This window comes from Aquabacterium sp. J223 (genome assembly GCF_024666615.1).
Classification (GTDB): domain Bacteria; phylum Pseudomonadota; class Gammaproteobacteria; order Burkholderiales; family Burkholderiaceae_C; genus J223.
The window spans coordinates 286727-305809 of record NZ_CP088297.1; the positions used below are offsets into that span (position 1 = coordinate 286727).

At 73.0% G+C, this 19083-nt stretch carries 15 protein-coding genes and 2 pseudogenes; 12 read left to right on the forward strand and 5 right to left on the reverse strand.

Features of this window, described 5'->3' with window-relative positions:
* Positions 1-52 precede the first annotated feature (52 nt).
* The 4 genes and pseudogenes from metX to LRS07_RS01350 all read left to right on the forward strand — a co-directional run bounded on the left by metX (position 53) and on the right by LRS07_RS01350 (position 4315).
* Positions 53-1235, forward strand: a pseudogene (metX, locus tag LRS07_RS01335) (homoserine O-succinyltransferase MetX).
* 17 nt (positions 1236-1252) lie between these two features.
* A pseudogene (gene metW, locus LRS07_RS01340) lies at positions 1253-1816 on the forward strand (methionine biosynthesis protein MetW); the annotation flags it as partial.
* A 14-nt stretch (positions 1817-1830) separates the two neighbouring features.
* Positions 1831-2760 (forward strand): alpha/beta hydrolase, encoded by a 930-nt coding sequence (locus LRS07_RS01345; protein ID WP_260500248.1) that lies wholly within the window; start codon positions 1831-1833, stop codon positions 2758-2760.
* A 79-nt stretch (positions 2761-2839) separates the two neighbouring features.
* Positions 2840-4315: a M20 family metallopeptidase gene (locus LRS07_RS01350; RefSeq protein WP_260500249.1), complete on the forward strand. Its 1476-nt coding sequence runs from the start codon at positions 2840-2842 to the stop codon at positions 4313-4315.
* A 157-nt stretch (positions 4316-4472) separates the two neighbouring features.
* Here LRS07_RS01350 and LRS07_RS01355 read toward each other — a convergent pair whose 3' ends face one another.
* Positions 4473-5513 carry an aminoglycoside phosphotransferase family protein gene (locus tag LRS07_RS01355; RefSeq protein WP_409450584.1) on the reverse strand — a complete coding sequence of 347 codons (1041 nt, stop codon included), beginning with the start codon at positions 5511-5513 and terminating at the stop codon, positions 4473-4475.
* A gap of 235 nt (positions 5514-5748) precedes the next feature.
* Between LRS07_RS01355 and LRS07_RS01360 the strand changes: the two genes are divergently transcribed.
* Genes LRS07_RS01360 through rsmA form a run of 3 tightly spaced genes read left to right on the forward strand, consistent with a single transcriptional unit; the run spans position 5749 to position 10233 of the window.
* The gene (locus tag LRS07_RS01360; RefSeq protein ID WP_260500250.1) at positions 5749-8136 is read left to right on the forward strand and encodes an LPS-assembly protein LptD; all 2388 of its coding nucleotides are present in this window, start codon (positions 5749-5751) and stop codon (positions 8134-8136) included.
* Positions 8129-9448 (forward strand): peptidylprolyl isomerase, encoded by a 1320-nt coding sequence (locus LRS07_RS01365; protein WP_260500251.1) that lies wholly within the window; start codon positions 8129-8131, stop codon positions 9446-9448. The genes LRS07_RS01360 and LRS07_RS01365 overlap by 8 nt, the downstream gene beginning before the upstream one ends.
* Positions 9445-10233 (forward strand): 16S rRNA (adenine(1518)-N(6)/adenine(1519)-N(6))-dimethyltransferase RsmA, encoded by a 789-nt coding sequence (gene rsmA / locus LRS07_RS01370; protein WP_260500252.1) that lies wholly within the window; start codon positions 9445-9447, stop codon positions 10231-10233. Before LRS07_RS01365 ends, rsmA begins: the two co-directional genes overlap by 4 nt.
* Positions 10234-10303: 70 nt before the next feature.
* Here rsmA and LRS07_RS01375 read toward each other — a convergent pair whose 3' ends face one another.
* From LRS07_RS01375 to LRS07_RS01390, 4 genes are all read right to left on the reverse strand, one after another.
* Entirely contained in the window at positions 10304-10456 is a 153-nt protein-coding gene (locus LRS07_RS01375; protein ID WP_260500253.1) for a hypothetical protein, read from the reverse strand.
* Between the two features lie 41 nt (positions 10457-10497).
* On the reverse strand, positions 10498-10893 hold the full coding sequence (locus LRS07_RS01380) for a barstar family protein (RefSeq protein ID WP_260500254.1): 396 nt from the start codon (positions 10891-10893) through the stop codon (positions 10498-10500).
* Positions 10894-10942: 49 nt separating this feature from the next.
* Complete coding sequence (locus LRS07_RS01385; protein WP_260500255.1) at positions 10943-11359, reverse strand: guanyl-specific ribonuclease; 417 nt, start codon at positions 11357-11359, stop codon at positions 10943-10945.
* A 188-nt stretch (positions 11360-11547) separates the two neighbouring features.
* On the reverse strand, positions 11548-13842 hold the full coding sequence (locus LRS07_RS01390) for an NADP-dependent malic enzyme (protein ID WP_260500256.1): 2295 nt from the start codon (positions 13840-13842) through the stop codon (positions 11548-11550).
* Positions 13843-13988: 146 nt separating this feature from the next.
* Between LRS07_RS01390 and LRS07_RS01395 the strand changes: the two genes are divergently transcribed.
* From LRS07_RS01395 to LRS07_RS01415, 5 genes are all read left to right on the forward strand, one after another.
* Positions 13989-16052, forward strand: coding sequence for a sensor histidine kinase (locus LRS07_RS01395; RefSeq protein WP_260500257.1), 2064 nt, complete (start codon positions 13989-13991; stop codon positions 16050-16052).
* 171 nt (positions 16053-16223) lie between these two features.
* Positions 16224-16871, forward strand: a complete 648-nt coding sequence (locus LRS07_RS01400) for a response regulator transcription factor (protein ID WP_260500258.1) — start codon at positions 16224-16226, stop codon at positions 16869-16871.
* Positions 16872-16910: 39 nt separating this feature from the next.
* Entirely contained in the window at positions 16911-17879 is a 969-nt protein-coding gene (gene thiL / locus LRS07_RS01405; RefSeq protein WP_260500259.1) for a thiamine-phosphate kinase, read from the forward strand.
* A complete protein-coding gene (locus LRS07_RS01410) occupies positions 17876-18532 on the forward strand; it encodes a phosphatidylglycerophosphatase A family protein (protein WP_409450585.1) in 657 nt (218 codons plus the stop codon). The genes thiL and LRS07_RS01410 overlap by 4 nt, the downstream gene beginning before the upstream one ends.
* A 10-nt stretch (positions 18533-18542) precedes the next feature.
* The gene (locus LRS07_RS01415; protein WP_260500260.1) at positions 18543-19082 is read left to right on the forward strand and encodes a CinA family protein; all 540 of its coding nucleotides are present in this window, start codon (positions 18543-18545) and stop codon (positions 19080-19082) included.
* Position 19083 lies beyond the last annotated feature (1 nt).

Sequence of the window (19083 nt, forward strand, 5' to 3'; positions counted from 1 at the left end):
CCACGGGGGATGAGGAGACTCGGGAGCGGCCCTTCGCTTCCTCATGAGAGAAATGGCCTCCATCGGCTTCGTCACCCCGCAGTCGCTGCACTTCGCCGAGCCGCTGCCGCTGAAGAGTGGTGCGGCGTTGTCGGACTACACGCTGGTCTACGAGACCTACGGCGCGCTCAACGCCGAGCGCAGCAACGCGGTGCTGGTCTGCCATGCGCTCAACGCCAGCCACCACGTCGCCGGCCGCTACGAAGGCCAGCCCAGGAGCGAAGGCTGGTGGGACAACCTGGTCGGGCCCGGCAAGCCGCTGGACACCGACCGCTTCTTCGTCATCGGCATCAACAACCCCGGCTCCTGCTTCGGCTCCACCGGCCCGCGCGACGTCAACCCGGCCACCGGCCGGCCCTACGGCGCCGACTTCCCGGTGGTGACGGTGGAGGACTGGGTCGACGCGCAGGCCCGGCTGCTCGACCGTCTCGGCATCCGGCGGCTGGCCGCCGTGATCGGCGGCAGCCTCGGCGGCATGCAGGCGCTGGCCTGGGCGCTGCGCCACCCCGACCGGCTGGCGCACTGCATCGCCATCGCCACCGCGCCCAACCTGTCGGCGCAGAACATCGCCTTCAACGAGGTGGCGCGCCGGGCCATCGTCACCGACCCGGACTTCCATGGCGGTCACTACGTGGCCCACGGGGGTGGTGCCCCGCCGCGGGTTGACGGTGGCGCGCATGGTCGGCCACATCACCTACCTGTCGGACGACGCGATGGCCGCCAAGTTCGGCCGCAACGGCCAGGCCGACCGCTTCGCCTACAGCACCCAGGACATCGAGTTCCAGGTCGAGAGCTACCTGCGCCACCAGGGCGACAAGTTCGCCGACTACTTCGACGCCAACACCTACCTGCTGATCACCCGCGCGCTCGACTACTTCGACCCCGCGGCCGAACACGGCGGCCGGCTGGCCGCCGCCTTCGCGCAGGTGCGGGCCAAGTTCCAGCTCGTCAGCTTCACCACCGACTGGCGCTTCTCGCCGGCGCGCTCGCGCGAGATCGTCAAGGCGCTGGTCGACAACCGGCTGGACGTCAGCTACGCCGAGATCGACGCGCCGCACGGCCACGACGCCTTCCTGCTCGACGACGCGCGCTACCACGCGGTGCTGCGGGCGCGGTTCGAGCGCATCGCGCAGGAAGTGACCACCGCCAGCGGCCAGCGCGGCGAGCGGACCGCCCTCACGGGGGTTGCCGTATGACAGAGCGCACCGAGCTGGAGACCATCGCCTCGCTGGTGCCCGAAGGCTCGCGGGTGCTCGACCTCGGCTGCGGCAACGGCGAGCTGCTGGCCCACCTGATGGCGAACCGCGGGTGCACCGGCTACGGCATCGAGATCGCCGACGCCAACGTGCTGGCCTGCACGCAGCGCGGCGTCAACGTCATCCAGCTCAACCTCGAGGAAGGTCTGGCGCTGTTCGACGACCGGAGCTTCGACGTGGTGCTGCAGCTCGACACCCTGCAGCACCTGCGCAACACCGAGAAGATGCTGACCGAGACGGCGCGCGTCGGCCGGCTGGGCATCGTCAGCTTCCCCAACTTCGCGCACTGGGCCAACCGGCTGGCCATCCTGCGCGGGCGCATGCCGGTGACGCGGCGGCTGCCCTACCAGTGGTACGACACGCCCAACATCCGCGTCGGCACCCATGCCGACTTCGAGGTGCTGGCGCGGCGCCAGGGCCTGCGCGTGCTGGAGAGCTTCGGCCTGCAGAACGGCCGGGTGGTACGGCGCCTGCCCAACCTGCGCGCCAGCACCGCGGTCTTCAAGTTCGAACGCGGCTAGACGACAACCTTGCCATGGGCCTGACCTCCACCCTCGTCACCCAGGACGGCCTGGCGCTGCACCTGGAGCACTGGCCGGCCGCCGGGTCCGCGGCGCGCGGCACCGCCATCCTCGTCCACGGCCTGGGCGAGCACCTGGGCCGCTACCCCCATGTGGTGGCGGCGCTGGCGGTGGCCGGCTGGCAGGTGACGGCCTACGACCAGCGCGGCCATGGCCGGTCGCAGGGCACGCGGGGCGACACCGCCGACGCCGAGGCGCTGCTGCGCGACCTGTCGGCGGTGATGGACCGGGTGGCCGGCAGCGACGCCGGGCCGGTGGTGCTGGTCGGCCACAGCATGGGCGGCGCGGTGGTCGCCCGCTTCGTCGCCGAAGGCCTGGCCGAGCGGCCCGCCCCCTGGTGGCGACCGGTGGAGGCGCTGGTGATGTCGTCGCCGGCGCTCGCCATCCCGATCGCACCGCGTCAGCGCGGCATGCTCAAGGCCCTGACGGTGCTGGCGCCGGGCTGGCCTCAGCCCAACGGCCTGAAGGCCGAATGGCTGTCGCACGACCCGGAGGTGGTGGCCGCCTACCAGCGCGACCCGCTGGTGCACGACCGCATCACCGCCCGAATGATCAATTTCATGATCGACGCCGGCCGCATCGCCATCGAGCGCGCGCCGCAGTGGAGCACGCCGACGCTGCTGCTCTACGCCGGCAAGGACCGCTGCGTCGACCCCGCCGGCAGCGACGCCTTCGCCGGCGCGGCGCCGGTCCACATGGTGGAGGCGGAACGGCTGGAAGCGCTGTTCCACGAGATCTTCAACGAGCCGCACCGGCAGGTGACGCTGGACCGCATCGGTGCCTGGCTGCGCAGGCTGCCGATGCCGATCAACCCGGTGAAGACCTACCGCCCGCCGCCGCCGGAACTGCAGGGCACGCCCAAGCGCCCGCAGTTGGGCCGTTGACCGGTCGGGCCACCGGAAGACCCTTCCCCCGGTCGTGGTCTCGCCGGCTGAGGCCCAATGGCGGGCAGGAGCCCGCCGCATGACCACCACCCTCGCCGACCGCCCCGAGAACGCCCACGCCCGGGCCCTGGCTGAGTTCAGCCGCACCCGCTGGGACGAGGCCATCGTGCCGGCGCTCACCGAGTACATCCGCATCCCGGCCAAGAGCCCGATGTTCGACGCCGATTGGGCGGCGCACGGCCTGCTCGACCGGGTGGTGCACGACGCGGCCGCCTGGGCCGAGCAGCGGCCGATCGCCGGGCTGACCGTCGAGGTGGTCCGCCTGCCCGGCCGCACGCCGGTGCTGCTGTTCGAGGTGCCGGCGACCAAGGCCGGCTCGACCGAGACCGTGCTGCTCTACGGCCACCTGGACAAGCAGCCCGAGTTCTCCGGCTGGCGCTCGCACATGGGCCCGTGGACGCCGGTGGTGGAGGACGGCAGGCTCTACGGCCGAGGCGGCGCCGACGACGGCTACGCGGTCTACGCCGCCCTCACCGCCATCGAGGCGATGGACCGCGAAGGCCTGCCGCGCCCGCGCTGCATCGGCCTCGTCGAGACCTGCGAGGAAAGCGGCTCGGGCGACCTGCCGGTCTACCTCGACGCCTTGAAGGACCGGCTGGGGCAGGTGGGCCTGGTGGTCTGCCTCGATTCCGGCGCCGGCAACTACGACCAGCTGTGGCTGACCACCTCGCTGCGCGGGCTGGTCAGCGGCGTGCTGAAGGTCGAGATCCTCACCGAGGGCGTGCACTCGGGCGAAGCCGGCGGCGTGGTGCCGTCGAGCTTCCGCATCCTGCGTCAGGTGCTCGACCGGCTGGAGGACAGCGAGACCGGCCGCATCCTGCCCGCCCGCTTCCATTGCGAGATCCCCGGCGTGCGCGTCGAGCAGGCGAAGGCCGCCGGTGCCGCGCTGCGCGACGAGGTGTGGAAGCGCTTCCCCTGGGCCTGCGCCGACGACGGCGGCAGCGCCCTGCCGACCACCGACGACCCGGTCGAGGCCCTGCTCAACCGCAGCTGGCGGCCGTCGCTGGCGGTCACCGGCGTCGACGGCATCCCGGCGCTGGCCAACGCCGGCAACGTGCTGCGGCCGCACACCGCCTTCAAGCTGTCGCTGCGGCTGCCGCCGCTGGTCGACGCCAACGCGGCGGCGCTGGAGTTGAAGCGCGTGCTGGAGGACAACGCGCCCTACCACGCCAAGGTCACCTTCACGCCCGACGGCCGCGCCGGCCAGCACGGGGCCAACGGCTGGAACGCGCCCGACATCGCGCCCTGGCTGGGCACGGCGATGGAGGCCGCCTCGCAGGCCCATTTCGGCACGCCGGTGGGCTACATCGGCCAGGGCGGCACCATCCCGCTGATGAGCCTGCTGCAGCAGGGCTTCCCACGCGCCCAGATGATGGTCTGCGGCGTGCTCGGCCCGAAGAGCAACGCCCACGGGCCCAACGAGTTCCTGCACCTGCCCTATGCGCAGCGGCTGACCGCCGCCGTCGCACAGGTCATGTCGGCCTTTCCGAACTGACGGCCCCTCGCCTGTCGGGTACGCCAGCCGATCCCCCGAGGGGATGCGGGCCGGCTTGGTGAACTGAGGCCGGACATGGACAGTCCCTGCGGACTGTCCGTGCCTGCCGAAGCCGCCGGCCTCTGGTCCGGCGGCGGGCCCGGCGCTCGGCCCGCTGCTAGCGCATCGACAACCCGGTCGGCAGCTGGATGCCGGCCAGCGGCTCCAGCAGCGCGACCAGCGGCCGCAGCGGCTCGTAGCGGTCGGCCACCTTGATGGCGTAGGCGAAGAAGCGCGGCAGGTCCTCGGCGTACTTGGGCTTGCCGTCGCGGTGCTTGAGGCGGCAGAAGATGCCCAGCACCTTCAGGTGCCGCTGCAGCCCCATCCATTCGAGCGCACGCCAGAACTCGCCGAAGTCGTCACCGACCGGCAGGCCGGCCTTGCGGGCGCCTTCCCAGTAGCGCACCGCCCAGTCGATCTCGCGTTCCTCGTCCCAGGACCAGAAGGCGTCGCGCAGCAAGGAGGCGATGTCGTAGGTGACGGGCCCGCGCACCGCGTCCTGGAAGTCGAGGATGGCCGGGGCCGGCTCGGCCAGCATCAGGTTGCGCGGCATGTAGTCGCGGTGGACGAAGACCTGCGGCTGGGCCAGCGCGCTGTCGACCAGCCGCTGCGTGACGCGGTCCCAGACCAGCTGCGCGCCGGGCGTCCATTGCACGCCGTGTTCCTTGGCCACGCACCAGTCGGGGAAGAGCTGCAGCTCGCGGCGCAGCAGCGCCTCGTCGTAGGCCGGCAGCCCGTCGGTGACCGTGCCCACCTGCATGCGGACCAGCGCGTCGATGGCCGCGCGCATCAGCCGGTCCGCCTCGCCGGCGTTCGCCGTCTTCAGCGCGTCGAGGTAGAGCCGCGTGCCGAGGTCCGGCAGCAGCAGGAAGCCCCGTTCGACGTCCGCGGCCAGCACCTCCGGCGCGTGCAGGCCGGCCGCGCGCAGCCGCGCCGCGATGTCGACGAAGGGCCGCACATCCTCCTGCGGCGGCGGCGCGTCCATGACGATCAGGCTGCGGCCGTCGGCCTGCAGCCGCAGGTAGCGGCGAAAGCTCGCGTCGGCAGAGGCGGGCGCCAGGGTGTCGGCGCGCAGCCCGTGGACCGGTGCCAGCGCGGCCAGCCAAGCATGGAAGGCCGCCTCGCGGGCGGGGTCGGGCCAGTGGACGTTGGACAGCACGTTGCCCTGCAGGTCGAAAGGTGGGAGGAGGGTCAGTGGACGGCCGGAAGCGGCATGGATAATCCGGCGCCCGCCGATTCTAGGGAGCCGGACGGTGCGCCCCGCCAGCGCCCGGCGAGCCCGCCGTCTGCCCGCCCCGTCCCCCGTCCCTTGGCCCGCCTGCGCCCCCCTTCCACGACACCCCCGTGTCCGACGCCCGAACGGCGTCGGCCCGGTCGTGTGCGCGGCGGCGGTGGTGTGCGGGCTGCTCGCCGGGCCCGCTCGGGCGCAGGCGCCCGTCGCCGCGCCGGCCGGCGACGGCGCGACACCGGCCGAGCCGCTGGCGCTGCAGCCCAGCCGCAGCCTGCGCACCGGCTCGCGGCCCGGCGCGTCCGACCGGCTGCCGGTCTTCCTCGACGCCGACCACGTGAGCGCGCAGCCCGACCTCGACGCGCTGGCCGAGGGCAACGCCGTGCTGCGCCGCGGCCCGCTGCAGGTCAGCGGCGACCGCCTGCGCTACGAGCCGCCGACCGGCATCGCCCGGGCCAACGGCCGGGTCGAGGTGCGGCGCGGCGGCGACGTCTTCCGCGGGCCGGAACTGCAGCTGCAGCTGCAGCGTTTCGAGGGCTGGTTCCTGCAGCCCGACTATTTCTTCGAGGTCACCGGCGGCGGCGGCCAGGCCCGCCGCATCGACTTCATCGACCAGGACCGGGTGCAGGCGCTGGACGCCACCTACACCAGCTGCCCGCGCGACGGCTCGGGCGACCCGGACTGGCTGCTGTCCACCGACCGGGTGCGGATGGACTTCGACAGCAACACCGGCGTGGCGGAGAACGGCGTGCTGCGCTTCAAGGGCGTGCCCATCCTGGCCGCGCCGCGCCTGAGCTTCCCGCTCACCGACGCCCGCAAGTCGGGCTGGCTGCCGCCGCTGATCAACCTCGACAGCCGCAGCGGCGCGGTGGTGGGCGTGCCCTACTACTGGAACATCGCGCCCAACCGCGACATGACGCTGACGCCGACGCTGCTCACCCGCCGCGGCGTCAGCCTGGACACCGAGTTCCGCTACCTGGAGCCGGGCCACGAGGGCCGCATCAACTACGCACTGCTGCCCCACGACCAGGAGACCGGCCGCAGCCGGCAGTCGCTGCGCCTGCAGCAGGAGGGCGCGCCCACCGAAGGCCGCCTGGCGGGGCTGTACTACAAGACCAATGTCTTCCGCGTCTCCGACGACGACTACTGGAAGGACTTTCCCCGCGCGCTGCGCTGGGTGACGCCCCGCCTGCTGCCCACGGACCTGCAGGGCGAGCGAGGCCTGCAGGACCTGCTCGGCACCACCCTCAACGCCGACTGGACCGCGTACGCGCGGCTGCAGCGCTGGCAGGTGGTGCAGGACGTGGACCCGGCCTCGCGCATCGTGTCGCCCTACGAGCGCAGCCCGCAGGTCGGCGTGCGCGCGCGCAGCCGCCTGGCGCCGGCGACGGGCGGGGCGTTCAGCGGCCTGCAGTTCTCGCTGCAAACCGAGTACAACCGCTTCACGCTGTCCGATCCCGCGAACGCGGCGCCCGGCGCGCTGACCGGCGACCGGGTGCATGCGCTGGCCGACATCGCGCTGCCGCTGCGCCTGCCGGGCGGCTGGCTGACGCCCAAGCTGATGGCCAACGCGGCGTCGTACCGCACCGACCAGGCGATGAGCGACGGCCGCACCAGCGCCTCCCGCATCATCCCCACCGCCAGCGTCGACGCCGGCCTCGTCTTCGAGCGCGAAGCCACGCTGTTCGACCGCGGCATGCGGCAGACGCTGGAGCCGCGGCTGCTCTACGTCAACACACCCTACCGCGACCAGAGCCGGCTGCCGCGCTTCGACGCCGCGGGCAAGGACTTCAACGACCTGTCGATCTTCACCGAGAACGACTTCTCCGGCGTCGACCGGGTGTCGGACGCGCACCAGCTCACCGCCGGCGGCACCACCCGCTGGCTGGACGAGCAGAACGGCGCCGAGGTGCTGCGCCTGGGGTTGGCGCAGCGGCTGCTGTTCCGCGACCAGCGGGTCACGCCCGCCGGCGTGCCCTTCACGCAGTCGGTGTCGGACCTGCTGCTGCTCGGCTCGACCCGGCTGTGGCCGTCGTGGACGCTGGACGCGGCGCTGCAGTACAGCCCCCAGACCGACCGCGTGCAGCGCTCGCTGGCCAGCGTGCGCTACTCGCCGGGCCCCTGGCGCACGGTCAACGTCACCCACCGGCTGACGCGCGGCTTGAGCGAGCAGATGGAGCTGGGCTGGCAGTGGCCGCTGTTCGGGCCGGAGCCGTCGGCCACCGGCCGGCCGCCGCCCAGCGCCGGCGGCAGCTGCGGCGGCACCTGGTACACCGTCGGCCGCCTCAACTACAGCCTGCGCGACCGCCGGCTCACCGATTCGCTGGCCGGCATCGAGTACGACGCCGGCTGCTGGATCGCCCGCGTCGTGACCGAGCGCCTGTCCACCGGCCGCGCCCAGGCCACCACCCGGCTGATGCTGCAGCTGGAGCTGGTGGGCCTGTCGCGGTTGGGCACCAACCCGCTGCAAGCCCTCAGGGACAATATCCCGGGCTACCGCCTGCTGCGCGAACCGCGCAACACCGGCGGCCTGACCGGATCCATCTATGACTGACCCCTCCCTCTGGCGCCGACTGTCGGCGTTCTTGCTCGGTGCGCTGCTGGCCGCCGGGGCCGCCGCCCAGTCCGCCCCGCGAGACCGGCCGCGCAGCGCCGACTACATCGTCGCCGTCGTCAACCAGGAGCTGGTGACGCAGGGCGAGCTGGCGCAGCGGGTGGCCCGGCTGCGGCAGGAAGCCGCCCGCGCCAACCAACCGGTGCCGCCCGAGGGCCAGCTCGCCCGCGAGGCGCTGGACGACCTGATCGACGAGCGGGTGCTGCTGACCTTCGCCCGCGAGACCGGCCCCAAGGTGGACGAGGCCGAGCTGGACCGGGCGGTGGGCATCGTCGCGCAGCAGAACCAGCTCACCGTGCCGCAGCTGCGCGAGCGGCTGCAGCGTGATGGCGTCGACTACGCCCGCTTTCGCGCCAACGTGCGCGACCAGCTGCTGGTCGAGCGGGTGCGCGAGCGCGAGGTGCAGTCGCGGCTGCGCGTCAGCGACAGCGAGGTGACCGAGTTCCTCGACCAGATGCGCCGCACCCGCGAGGCCGAACTGAACATCGCCCAGCTGCTGGTGGCGGTGCCGGAAGGCGCCAGCGAGGCCGTGCTCGCCGAACGGCGGCAGCGCGCCGAGCAGGCGCTGGCGCGCGCCCGCGCCGGCGAGCCCTTCGAGGCGCTGGTGCGCGAGCTCTCCGACGGCGGCAACAAGGAGGCCGGCGGCGCGCTGGGGCTGCGGCCCAGCTCGCGCCTGCCGGACGCCTTCCTCGACGCCACGCGCGGCCTCGAGCCGGGCCAGGTCGCCCCCCAGCTGCTGCGCACCGGCGCCGGCTTCCACGTGCTCAAGCTGGTCGAGCGCCGGCAGGACGCGATGGACCGGGTGACGCAGACCCGAGCCCGCCACATCCTGCTGCGGCCGACGCCCCAGCAGCCGGCGCCTCAGGTCGCGCGGCGGCTGGCGGAGTACAAGCAGCAGATCGAGCGCGGCGCCGCCTCGTTCGAGGCGCTGGCGCGCCAGCACTCCGATGACGGCAGCGCGGCGCAGGGCGGCGACCTGGGCTGGGTCTCGCCGGGCGTCTTCGTGCCGGAGTTCCAGCAGGCGATGGACCGGCTGCCGGTGGGCGGGCTGTCCGACCCGGTGCCCTCACGCTTCGGCATCCACCTGATCCAGGTGCTCGACCGCCGCGCGGCCACGCTGGAGCCGGCGCAGGTGCGCGAGATGGCGCGGGCGCAACTGCGCGAGCAGCGCTACGAGCAGACGCTCAACGACTGGGTGCGCGAACTGCGCGGTCGCGCCTACATCGAACTGCGCGAGCCGCCGTCACCTTGAAGCACCTGCCGAGGAAGCGCTTCGGCCAGCACTTCCTGGCCGACAGCGCGGTGATCGACCGCATCGTGCGCGCCATCGACCCGCGGCCGGGGCAGGCGCTGGTGGAGATCGGGCCGGGCCTCGGCGCCATGACCGATCCGCTGGTGGAGCGCTGCGGTCGGCTCACCGTGATCGAGCTCGACCGCGACCTGGCCGCGCGGCTGCGCCGACGCGCCGAGCTGGTCGTCGTCGAAGCCGACGTGCTGACCGTGGACTTCCGCGCGCTGGCCGCCGAGCACGGCCAGCGGCTGCGCGTGCTGGGCAACCTGCCCTACAACATCTCGACGCCCATCCTCTTCCACCTGCTCGACGCCGCGGACCGGGTCGAGGACCAGCACTTCATGCTGCAGAAGGAGGTCGTCGACCGCATCGTGGCCGAGCCGGGCGGCGGCGACTACGGTCGGCTGTCGGTGATGCTGCAGTGGCGCTACGAGGTGGAGCCGCTGCTGGACGTGCCGCCCGAGGCCTTCGAGCCGCCGCCGCGGGTGGACTCGGCGGTGGTGCGGCTGGCACCCCGCGCGGCGCCGGCGCCGGTCGAGCGGTCGCTGCTCGAAGCGCTGGTCGCCAGCGCCTTCTCGCAGCGACGCAAGCTGCTGCGGCACAGCCTGGGCCGCTGGCTGGAGGCACGCGGCCACACCGGCCCCTTCGACCTGCAGCGGCGGGCCGAGGAGGTGCCGGTGGCGGAGTACCTGGCGCTGGCGCAGGCCGTGCAGGGCGCCGCCGCGCCGGCGCCGAGCGGCGGCTGACCGGACGGCGCGTGGGCCAAAGAAAAGGGCAGCCCGAGGGCTGCCCTTCGTCATGCGCGGGACGCCGCGCTCAGGCGGCGTTCAGCCACATGGCGGTGTCGAACGCGCTGCTCATCAGCGGCATGTTCATGCCGAAGCTGGCGTTGGCCGCCGTCTTCGACGCCGGCTTGGGCTTGCTCACGCCCTCGCCGACCTTGCTGCTGCCGTTGCTGTGGTGGGCCACTTCCGTCGCCCGCTCCCATGACCCGATTTCCTGGGAGCGGGCTACTGAAAAGAATAGAAGCATCTGAACGGGACTTTTCGCTCCGCCCAGAAGTCCGCCGCGTCGCGGAACACGTCGAGCAGCTGCTCGCGCGCCTCGCGGTCGAAGCGCGGGTTGTCGGGCAGCTGGTCGAGCACGACGACGAAGCCCGGCTGCTGGCCGGCCTTGTGGACCAGGTCGGTCATGCAGTCGTACAGGGCGTCCAGGTTCTTGCCGAAGTGGGACGGAAACAGGAAGCCCTCGGCGATGCTCTCCAGCACCTCCTGCTTCGTCTGGGCGTTGCCCAGGTTGGCATAGAGGAAGTGCTGCTGCGCCGTCAGGGCGGTCTGCATCAGATCGTCGACCCGGTAAGCGCGTATCGCTTGGACGATGTTGGGACGGACGGTCTGCAATTGCATGGTCACGATCCTTCTCGGTTCTGCCTGTGAAAGCCTTGGTGCCCGACGTTCACCGCGCGATCCGGCGGAAGCTCGCGTAGTGGTCGTCGGTGTAGTAACAGACCTCCGGGGCGGTGGGCGGCACGCCGCCGCAGACGATGCGACGTGCCCCGCGGTCCCGCGCGCCCGGCGTGTCCACCGTGTACTCGCGGTAGTGACCCCGTGGCCGTGCCGGCAGCAGCCGTTCCCGGTTGCCGAACACCGTGCCGTCCTTTCCGTAGGGAAAGGGACCGCCGGCGCGGATCAGCCGTTCGGTGGCCCGGGCCTGCGGCGGCAGCGCTTCGAGCGACACCGCCTCGACGGAGGCCGGCGAAGCGGGGCTCGGGGTGCTGCGCGCCCAGGTGTCCGGGCCGGCCGGGAGGACCGCTGCACAGCCGAGGAGAAGGGCCGCCCAGCCGGCCCGCCGTTTCCGCACGGCGAGGGGCATGGTGGCCGATCTCCAAGCTGAACCCACGGGTTTACCCTGGAAACTGAAACCGGAATGGTACCGAATCAGCCCCAAAACCTCAAGTCATTGCCTCTTCTTGGGGCAATACCGCCGCTGAGTGGGCGCTCACATGATTCGGCCGCCCCCGACCGGGCCCGAGGCCGCGGGCCGGTGGGGCGATGCGCGGGTCAGCGCAGCCCGTTGGCGTCGGCCACCGTCAGCGCCGTCATGTTCACGATGCGGCGCACGGTGGCGGCGGGCGTGAGGATGTGCACCGGCTTGGCCGCGCCCAGCAGCACCGGACCGATGGTGATGCCCCCGCCGGCCGTCATCTTCAGCAGGTTGTAGGCGATGTTGGCGGCGTCGATGTTCGGCAGCACCAGCAGGTTGGCCTCGCCGGACAGGGTGCTGCGCGGCATGGTCTTCTGCCGGTAGACGGCGTCGAGCGCGCTGTCGCCGTGCATCTCGCCGTCGACCTCCAGCCAGGGCGCCTCCTGCTGCACCAGGGCCAGCGCCTCGCGCATCTTCACCGCCGACGGCTGGTGGCTGGTGCCGAAGTTGGAATGCGACAGCAGCGCGGCCTTGGGCTCCAGGCCGAAGCGCTTCATCTCCTCGGCCGCCAGGATGGTGATCTCGGCGATCTGCTGCGCCGTGGGGTCGTAGTTGATGTGGGTGTCGACCAGCATCACCTGGCGGCCCGGCAGGATGAGGCCGTTCATGCAGGCATAGGTGTTGACGCCCGGCCGCTTGCCGATGACCTGGTCGATGTGGAACAGGTGCATCCCGGTGGTGCCCCAGGTGCCGCAGATCATGCCGTCGACCTCGCCCTTGTGCAGCATCATCGCCGCGATCAGCGTCAGCCGGCGCCGCATCTCGATCTTCGCGAACTGGGCGGTCACGCCCTTGCGCTCGGTCATGCGGTGGTAGGTCTGCCAGTAGTCGCGGTAGCGCTCGTCGTACTCGGTGTTGACCACGTCGTAGTCGCGCCCGGCCTTCAGGCGCAGGCCGAACTTCTCGCAGCGCTGCTCGATGACGCCCGGCCGGCCGATCAGCGTCGGCCGCGCGAGGCCCTCGTCGACCACCACCTGCGCCGCGCGCAGCACCCGCTCCTCCTCGCCCTCGGCGTAGGCCACCCGCTTGTGCTGCGCCCGCTTGGCGATGGCGAACAGCGGCTTCATCGTGGTGCCGGAGGCGTAGACGAAGGCCTGCAGCCGCTCCCGGTAGGCGTCGAAGTCCTCGATCGGCCGCCGCGCCACGCCGGACATCGCGGCCGCTTCGGCGACCGCCGGCGCGATGCGGATCATCAACCGCGGGTCGAACGGTTTGGGGATCAGGTACTCGGGCCCGAAGCTCAGCGTGGCGCCGGCATAGGCCGCGGCCACCACCTCGCTCTGCTCGGCCTGCGCCAGCTCGGCGATGGCGTGCACCGCGGCGATCTCCATCTCGTCGGAGATGGTCGTCGCGCCGCAGTCCAGCGCGCCCCGGAAGATGTACGGGAAGCAGAGGACGTTGTTGACCTGGTTCGGGAAGTCGGTGCGGCCGGTGGCCATGATCACGTCGTCGCGCACCGCCTTGACCTCGTCCGGCATGATCTCCGGGGTCGGGTTGGCCAGCGCGAAGATGATGGGCTGGCGCGCCATGGCGGCCACCATCTCCGGCTTCAGCACGCCGCCGGCCGACAGGCCGAGGAAGACGTCGGCGCCGGCGATCACCTCGCGCAGGCTGCGCTGCTCGGTGCGTTGCGCGAAGCTGGCCTTGTCCGGGTCCATCAGCTCGGTGCGGCCTTCGTAGACCACGCCGGCCAGGTCGGTCAGCCAGATGTTCTCGCGCGGCAGGCCCAGCTTGACCAGCAGCTGCACGCAGGCCAGCGCCGCCGCGCCGGCGCCCGAGGTCACGAGCTTGACCTGCTTGATGTCCTTGCCCACCACCTTCAGCCCGTTGAGCAGCGCCGCGCCGACGACGATGGCGGTGCCGTGCTGGTCGTCGTGGAAGACGGGAATGTTCAGCCGCTCGCGCAGCTTGCGCTCGACGTAGAAGCAGTCGGGCGCCTTGATGTCCTCGAGGTTGATGCCGCCGAAGGTGGGCTCCAGCGCCGCGATGACGTCGACCAGCTTGTCGAGGTTCTTCTCGTTGATCTCCAGGTCGAAGACGTCGATGCCGGCGAACTTCTTGAAGAGCACGCCCTTGCCCTCCATCACCGGCTTGGCCGCCAGCGGGCCGATGTCGCCCAGCCCCAGCACCGCGGTGCCGTTGGTCACCACCGCCACCAGGTTGCCGCGCGCGGTGTAGCGGAAGGCCGCGGCCGGGTCGGCGACGATCTCCTCGCACGCCGCCGCCACGCCGGGCGAATAGGCCAGCGCCAGGTCGCGCTGGTTGACCAGCGCCTTGGTCGGCACCACGGCGATCTTCCCCGGCGTCGGAAACTCGTGGTACTCCAGGGCGTGGCGGCGCAGCTCGGCGCGTTTTTCTTCGTAGCTGGGCATGGCGTGCGCGGACGGGGACGTCGGGGCAAAGGGGGGTCCGATTGTAGGGAGCCGCCCCCCTCGGACCCGGGTAAGGAAGAGCACGTACCCCGGCCGCCCGGCCCCGGGGCCGGACGGCCCCGCTGCGATACTGCCCGGCTCCCGCCATGGCCGCCGCCGACCTCGCCCCGCCCGCCCTGCCGGCCCCGCTGGCGCACCGGCTGCGCCGGGCGCTGCCCTGGGTGCTGCTGGTCGCGCTGCTCGGCGTGGCGCAGACGCTGCTGGTGGTGCTGACCATCGACTACGAGGCGGCCCGTGCGCAGGAGCGCGCCGAAGCCATGGCCGCCGAGGCCGGCACCGAGGTCAAGCGCGAGGTCACCGGCGGCATGCAGGCCCTGCAGACGCTGCAGTGGAACCCGCCCGCCGGCGGCCGGTGGGCCGTCGAGGCCGGCGCGCTGCTCAGCCGGCGGCGCGCCATGCTGCGGGTGGAACACCGCTCGTCCACCGGCGAGGTGCTCGACGCGGTGGACTCGCCCTACCGCACGCCCCTGTTCAGCCTGATGCCGCGCCACCAGATGGGCGTCGAGAGCGACCTGGCCTGCGCCAGCGCCCGCCGCACGATGACGCCGCGCTTCTCGCGCAGCTACTTCGTTCCCCAGCCCGGCGGGCTGGGGCTGGAGATCATGGACGTCTGCATCCCGCTGTCGGTGGCCGGCAGCGACAGCGGCTACCTGGTCGGCACCTACTCGCTGCCCGGGCTGCTGGAGGAGGCGCTGACGCCGATGCGCGCCGGCGCCTACGAACTGACCTTCATCGAGGGAGACGGCACCCGGCTGGCGCGCGCCGGCCTGCAGCGGGGCGCCGGCGTGTACCAGAGCCAGCGGGCGGTCGACCTGGCCGGCACCAACCTGACGCTGCGCGCCGACAGCGTGGAGGTGCGGCCGCGGCTCATCCCCAACCTCAGCGCCGCGCTGGTGATGGGGCTGTCGGCGGCGCTGTTCGCCGTGGTGGTGCTGCTGTGGCGCGACGTGCGCCGCCGCGCCAAGGCCGAGGGCGCGCTGGCCGAGGCGCTGGCCTTCCGCAAGGCGATGGAGGACTCGCTCATCACCGGGCTGCGGGCGCGCGACCTCGACGGCCGCATCACCTACGTCAACCCCGCCTTCTGCCACATGGTGGGCTTCAGCGCGGACGAGCTGCTGCAGGCCAACCCGCCGCCCTACTGGCCGGCCGAGCGGGTGGCCGAGTACAGCGCCCGCCAGTCGATGCGGCTGTCGGCGCTGGGCGGCGGCACCCAGTCCCGGCAGGGCTTCGAGACCGTCTTCACCCGCAAGAACGGCGAGCGCATCCAGGTCATGATCTTCGAGGCGCCGCTGGTCGACCGCGAGGGCCAGCACACCGGCTGGATGAGCGCCGTGCTCGACATGACCGAGCAGCGCCGGGTGGAGGAGCTGTCGCGCCAGCAGCAGGAACGGCTGCAGGCCACCGCCCGCCTGGCCACGGTGGGCGAGATGGCCTCGCTGCTCAGCCACGAGCTGAACCAGCCGCTGGCCGCCATCGCCAGCTACGCGACCGGCTCGCTCAACCTGATGGCCGACGCCGACGCGCAGACGCTGGACATGGTGCGCGGCGCCATGCTGCGCATCGCCGAGCAGGCCGAACGGGCCGGCCGCGTCATCAAGAGCGTGCACGGCTTCGTGCGCCGGCGCGAGCAGGCGCGCGAAGTGCTGCGCGTCGACCACCTGATCGAATCGGTGCTGCCGCTGGTGCGGCTGCAGGCGCGCAAGAGCGGCGCGCGCATCGAGGTCGAGGTCGAGCAGCCGCCGGCGCGGGTGCTGTGCGACCGCACGATGGTCGAGCAGGTGCTGCTGAACCTGACCCGCAACGGCCTGCAGGCGATGGAGGGCGAGGCGCTGCCGCTGGAGCGCCGGGTGCTGCGCATCGAGGCCCGCGCCAACGGTCCGCGCTGGGCCCGCTTCACCGTCGCCGACGCCGGCACCGGCGTCGCGCCGGAGGTGGCGGCCCAGCTCTTCACGCCCTTCTTCACCACCCGCAACGAGGGCATGGGCCTGGGGCTCAGCCTGTGCCGCACCGTCGTCGAGCAGCACGGCGGCGCGCTGGACTTCGACAACCACCCCGACGGCGGCGCGAGCTTCCACTTCACCCTGCCGAGCCCGCCGAGCTCGACCGCCGCGACGTCGTCTTCCTCCACCGACCTGCAGACCAGCGCATGACACCACGACCCAACCGCGGACCGAGCGCCGGTCCCGCCGCCGACCCCAGGCCGGCGGCTTCGGCAGGCACGGACAGTTCGCAGGGACTGTCCATGTCCGGCCTCAGTTCACCAAGCCGGTCCGCATCCCCTCGGGGGATCGACCGGTGTACCCGCCGGGCGAGGGGCCGACATGACTGATCTCGGCCTGCCCATGGTCTACCTCGTCGACGACGAGGACGTGGTGCGCGACGCACTGGCCTGGCTGCTGCGCTCGCGCCGCCTGCTGTCGGAGGGGTTCGCCAGCGCCGAGGCCTTCGACAGGCTGCTGCGCGAGCGCCTGGCGCCCGGCGCGCCGGCGTGGCCGTCGGGCCCGTCCTGCGTGCTGCTGGACGTGCGCATGCCCGGCACCAGCGGGCTGGTGCTCTTCGAGCGGCTCATCGACCTGGCGCTGCTGCCGGTGCTGCCGGTCATCTTCCTCACCGGCCATGGCGACGTGCCCACCGCCGTCAACGCCGTCAAGCGCGGTGCCTTCGACTTCGTCGAGAAGCCGTTCTCGGACAACGCCCTCGTCGACCGGGTGGAGCAGGCGCTGCGGGCCAGCGCCGAGGCCCTGCTGCGGCGCCGCGGCCAGCAGCAGGTCGAACGGTGCCTGGCCGAGCTCACCGACCGCGAGCGCGACGTCATGGCGCTGGTCGTCGAGGGCATGCCCAACAAGCTGATCGCCGACGCGCTGAACATCAGCGTCCGCACCGTCGAGGTCCACCGCGCGCGGGTGTTCGAGAAGATGGACGTCAAGTCCGCGGTGGAGCTGGCCAACCTGCTGCGGCGGCCGGGCTGACCGCCCAGGCCCCCCTGGGGGCTGCACGACAATCGCGCCATGCCCACCGGCGAGTTCGACCTCATCCAGCGCCACTTCCGCCGCCCGGTGCGCCGGGCGCTGCTGGGCATCGGCGACGACTGCGCGCTGCTCGCCCCGCGGCCGGGCATGCAGCTCGCCGTCTCCAGCGACATGCTGGTCGAGGGCCGCCACTTCCTGTCCACCGTGGCGCCCGAGCGGCTGGGCCACAAGGCGCTGGCCGTCAACCTGAGCGACCTCGCCGCCTGCGGCGCGGCGCCACTGGCCTTCACGCTGGCGCTGTCGCTGCCCCGCGCCGACGAGGACTTCGTCGGCCGCCTGGCGCAGGGCCTGCTGGCGCTGGCCGACGCGCATGGCATCGAGCTGGTCGGCGGCGACACCACCGCCGGGCCGCTGACCCTCTGCCTCACGGTGCTCGGCGAGGTGCCGGCCGGTCAGGCGCTGCTGCGCAGCGGCGCACGGCCCGGCGACACGCTGTGGGTCAGCGGCACGCTGGGCGATGCCCGGCTGGCGCTGGAAGCCTTTCGCGGCACGGTGGCGCTGGACGGCCTCGACTTCGACGCGGTGCGGCCGGCCATGGAGACGCCGCAGCCGCGGGTCGCGCTGGGCCAGGCGCTGCGCGGTGTCGCCAGCGCGGCCATCGACCTCAGCGACGGCCTGGTCGGCGACCTGGGCCACCTGCTGGCGGCCTCCGGCGTCGGCGCCCGGCTGGACGTGGACGCGCTGCCACGCAGCGCCGTGCTGGCGCGGCAGACGACGGCCTGGCAACGCGACTGCACGCTGGCCGGCGGGGACGACTACGAGCTGCTGTTCAGCGCGCCGGCCGATCGTGCGCAGGCGGTCCGCGCGGCCGCGCGCAACGCCGGCGTGGTCGTCACGCCGATCGGCGAGCTGACGGCCGAACCGGGCCTGCGCCTCGTCGACCGCGCGGGCACGCCGCTGCCCGACACCGCCCGCTACGCCGGCTTCGACCACTTCCGCACCGCATGAACTCGCCGTTCCCAGCCGCGCCGCGGGTCGAGCGCCGGGCCGCTCCCGAGCCGGCCCGCGATCCCCTTGGGGGATCGGCCGACGCACCCGGCGGACGAGGGGCCGACATTCATCCGCGCCGCGCCACCGCCGCCCTGATGCGCCGCCATCCGGCGCACTGGATCGCGCTGGGCTTCGGCGCCGGCCTGTCGCCGAAGGCGCCCGGCACCGTGGGCACCCTCTGGGCCTGGCTGGTCTTCATCGTCGTCGACCGGGTGCCGGTGGTCGGCCCGGGCGATGGCGGCTGGGCGGTGATCGTCGCGCTGGCCTTCGGCATCGGCTGGTGGGCCTGCACCCGCACCGCGCAGTCGCTGCGCACGGCCGACCCCGGCGCGGTGGTGTGGGACGAGGTCGTCGCCTTCTGGCTGGTGCTGTGGCTGGTCACGCCGACCAGCGTGCTCGGCCAGTGCATCGCCTTCGGCCTGTTCCGCTTCTTCGATGCGGTGAAGCCGCCGCCCGTGGGCTGGGCGGACCGCCTGTTCAAGCCCCGCCGCGCCGGCGACCGCATCGGTCCCGCCGCCGGCTTCGGCATCCTCTTCGACGACCTGGTGGCGGCGGGCTGCACCCTGCTGGTCGTCGCGCTCGGCCGCCAGGTCGGCGCGCTGCTGTGGTGAGGCCGGACCCGTGTCGGAACACCCCCGGGAACACGACCTGGACGCGCTGAGGCCGTCGCTCGAGGCGCTGGCCGCCGCGCTGCGCCGGCGCGGCTGGTCGATCGCCACCGCCGAGAGCTGCACCGGCGGCCTGCTGGCGGCCGCCTGCACCCACCTCGCCGGGTCGAGCGACTGGTTCGACCGCGGCGTCGTCAGCTACAGCAACCAGGCCAAGACCGACCTGCTCGGCGTGCCGGCCGACCTCATCGCCGTGCACGGCGCGGTGAGCGAGCCGGTGGCGCGGGCCATGGCCCGCGGCATGGCCCGCGCCGCGGCCGTGCCGCTCGCGCTGTCCATCACCGGCGTGGCCGGCCCCGGCGGCGGCAGCGCCGACAAGCCGGTGGGCACCGTGTGGCTGGCCTGGGGCGGCACCGACGCCCTGCAGGCCGAACGGCTGCAGCTGCAGGGCGACCGCGCCGCCATCCGCTGGCAGACGGTGCAGGCCGCACTGGCCCGGCTGCTCGCCGCGGCCGGCGGCGCCGGCGACCTTCCACCCTCGACCCCGACATGAC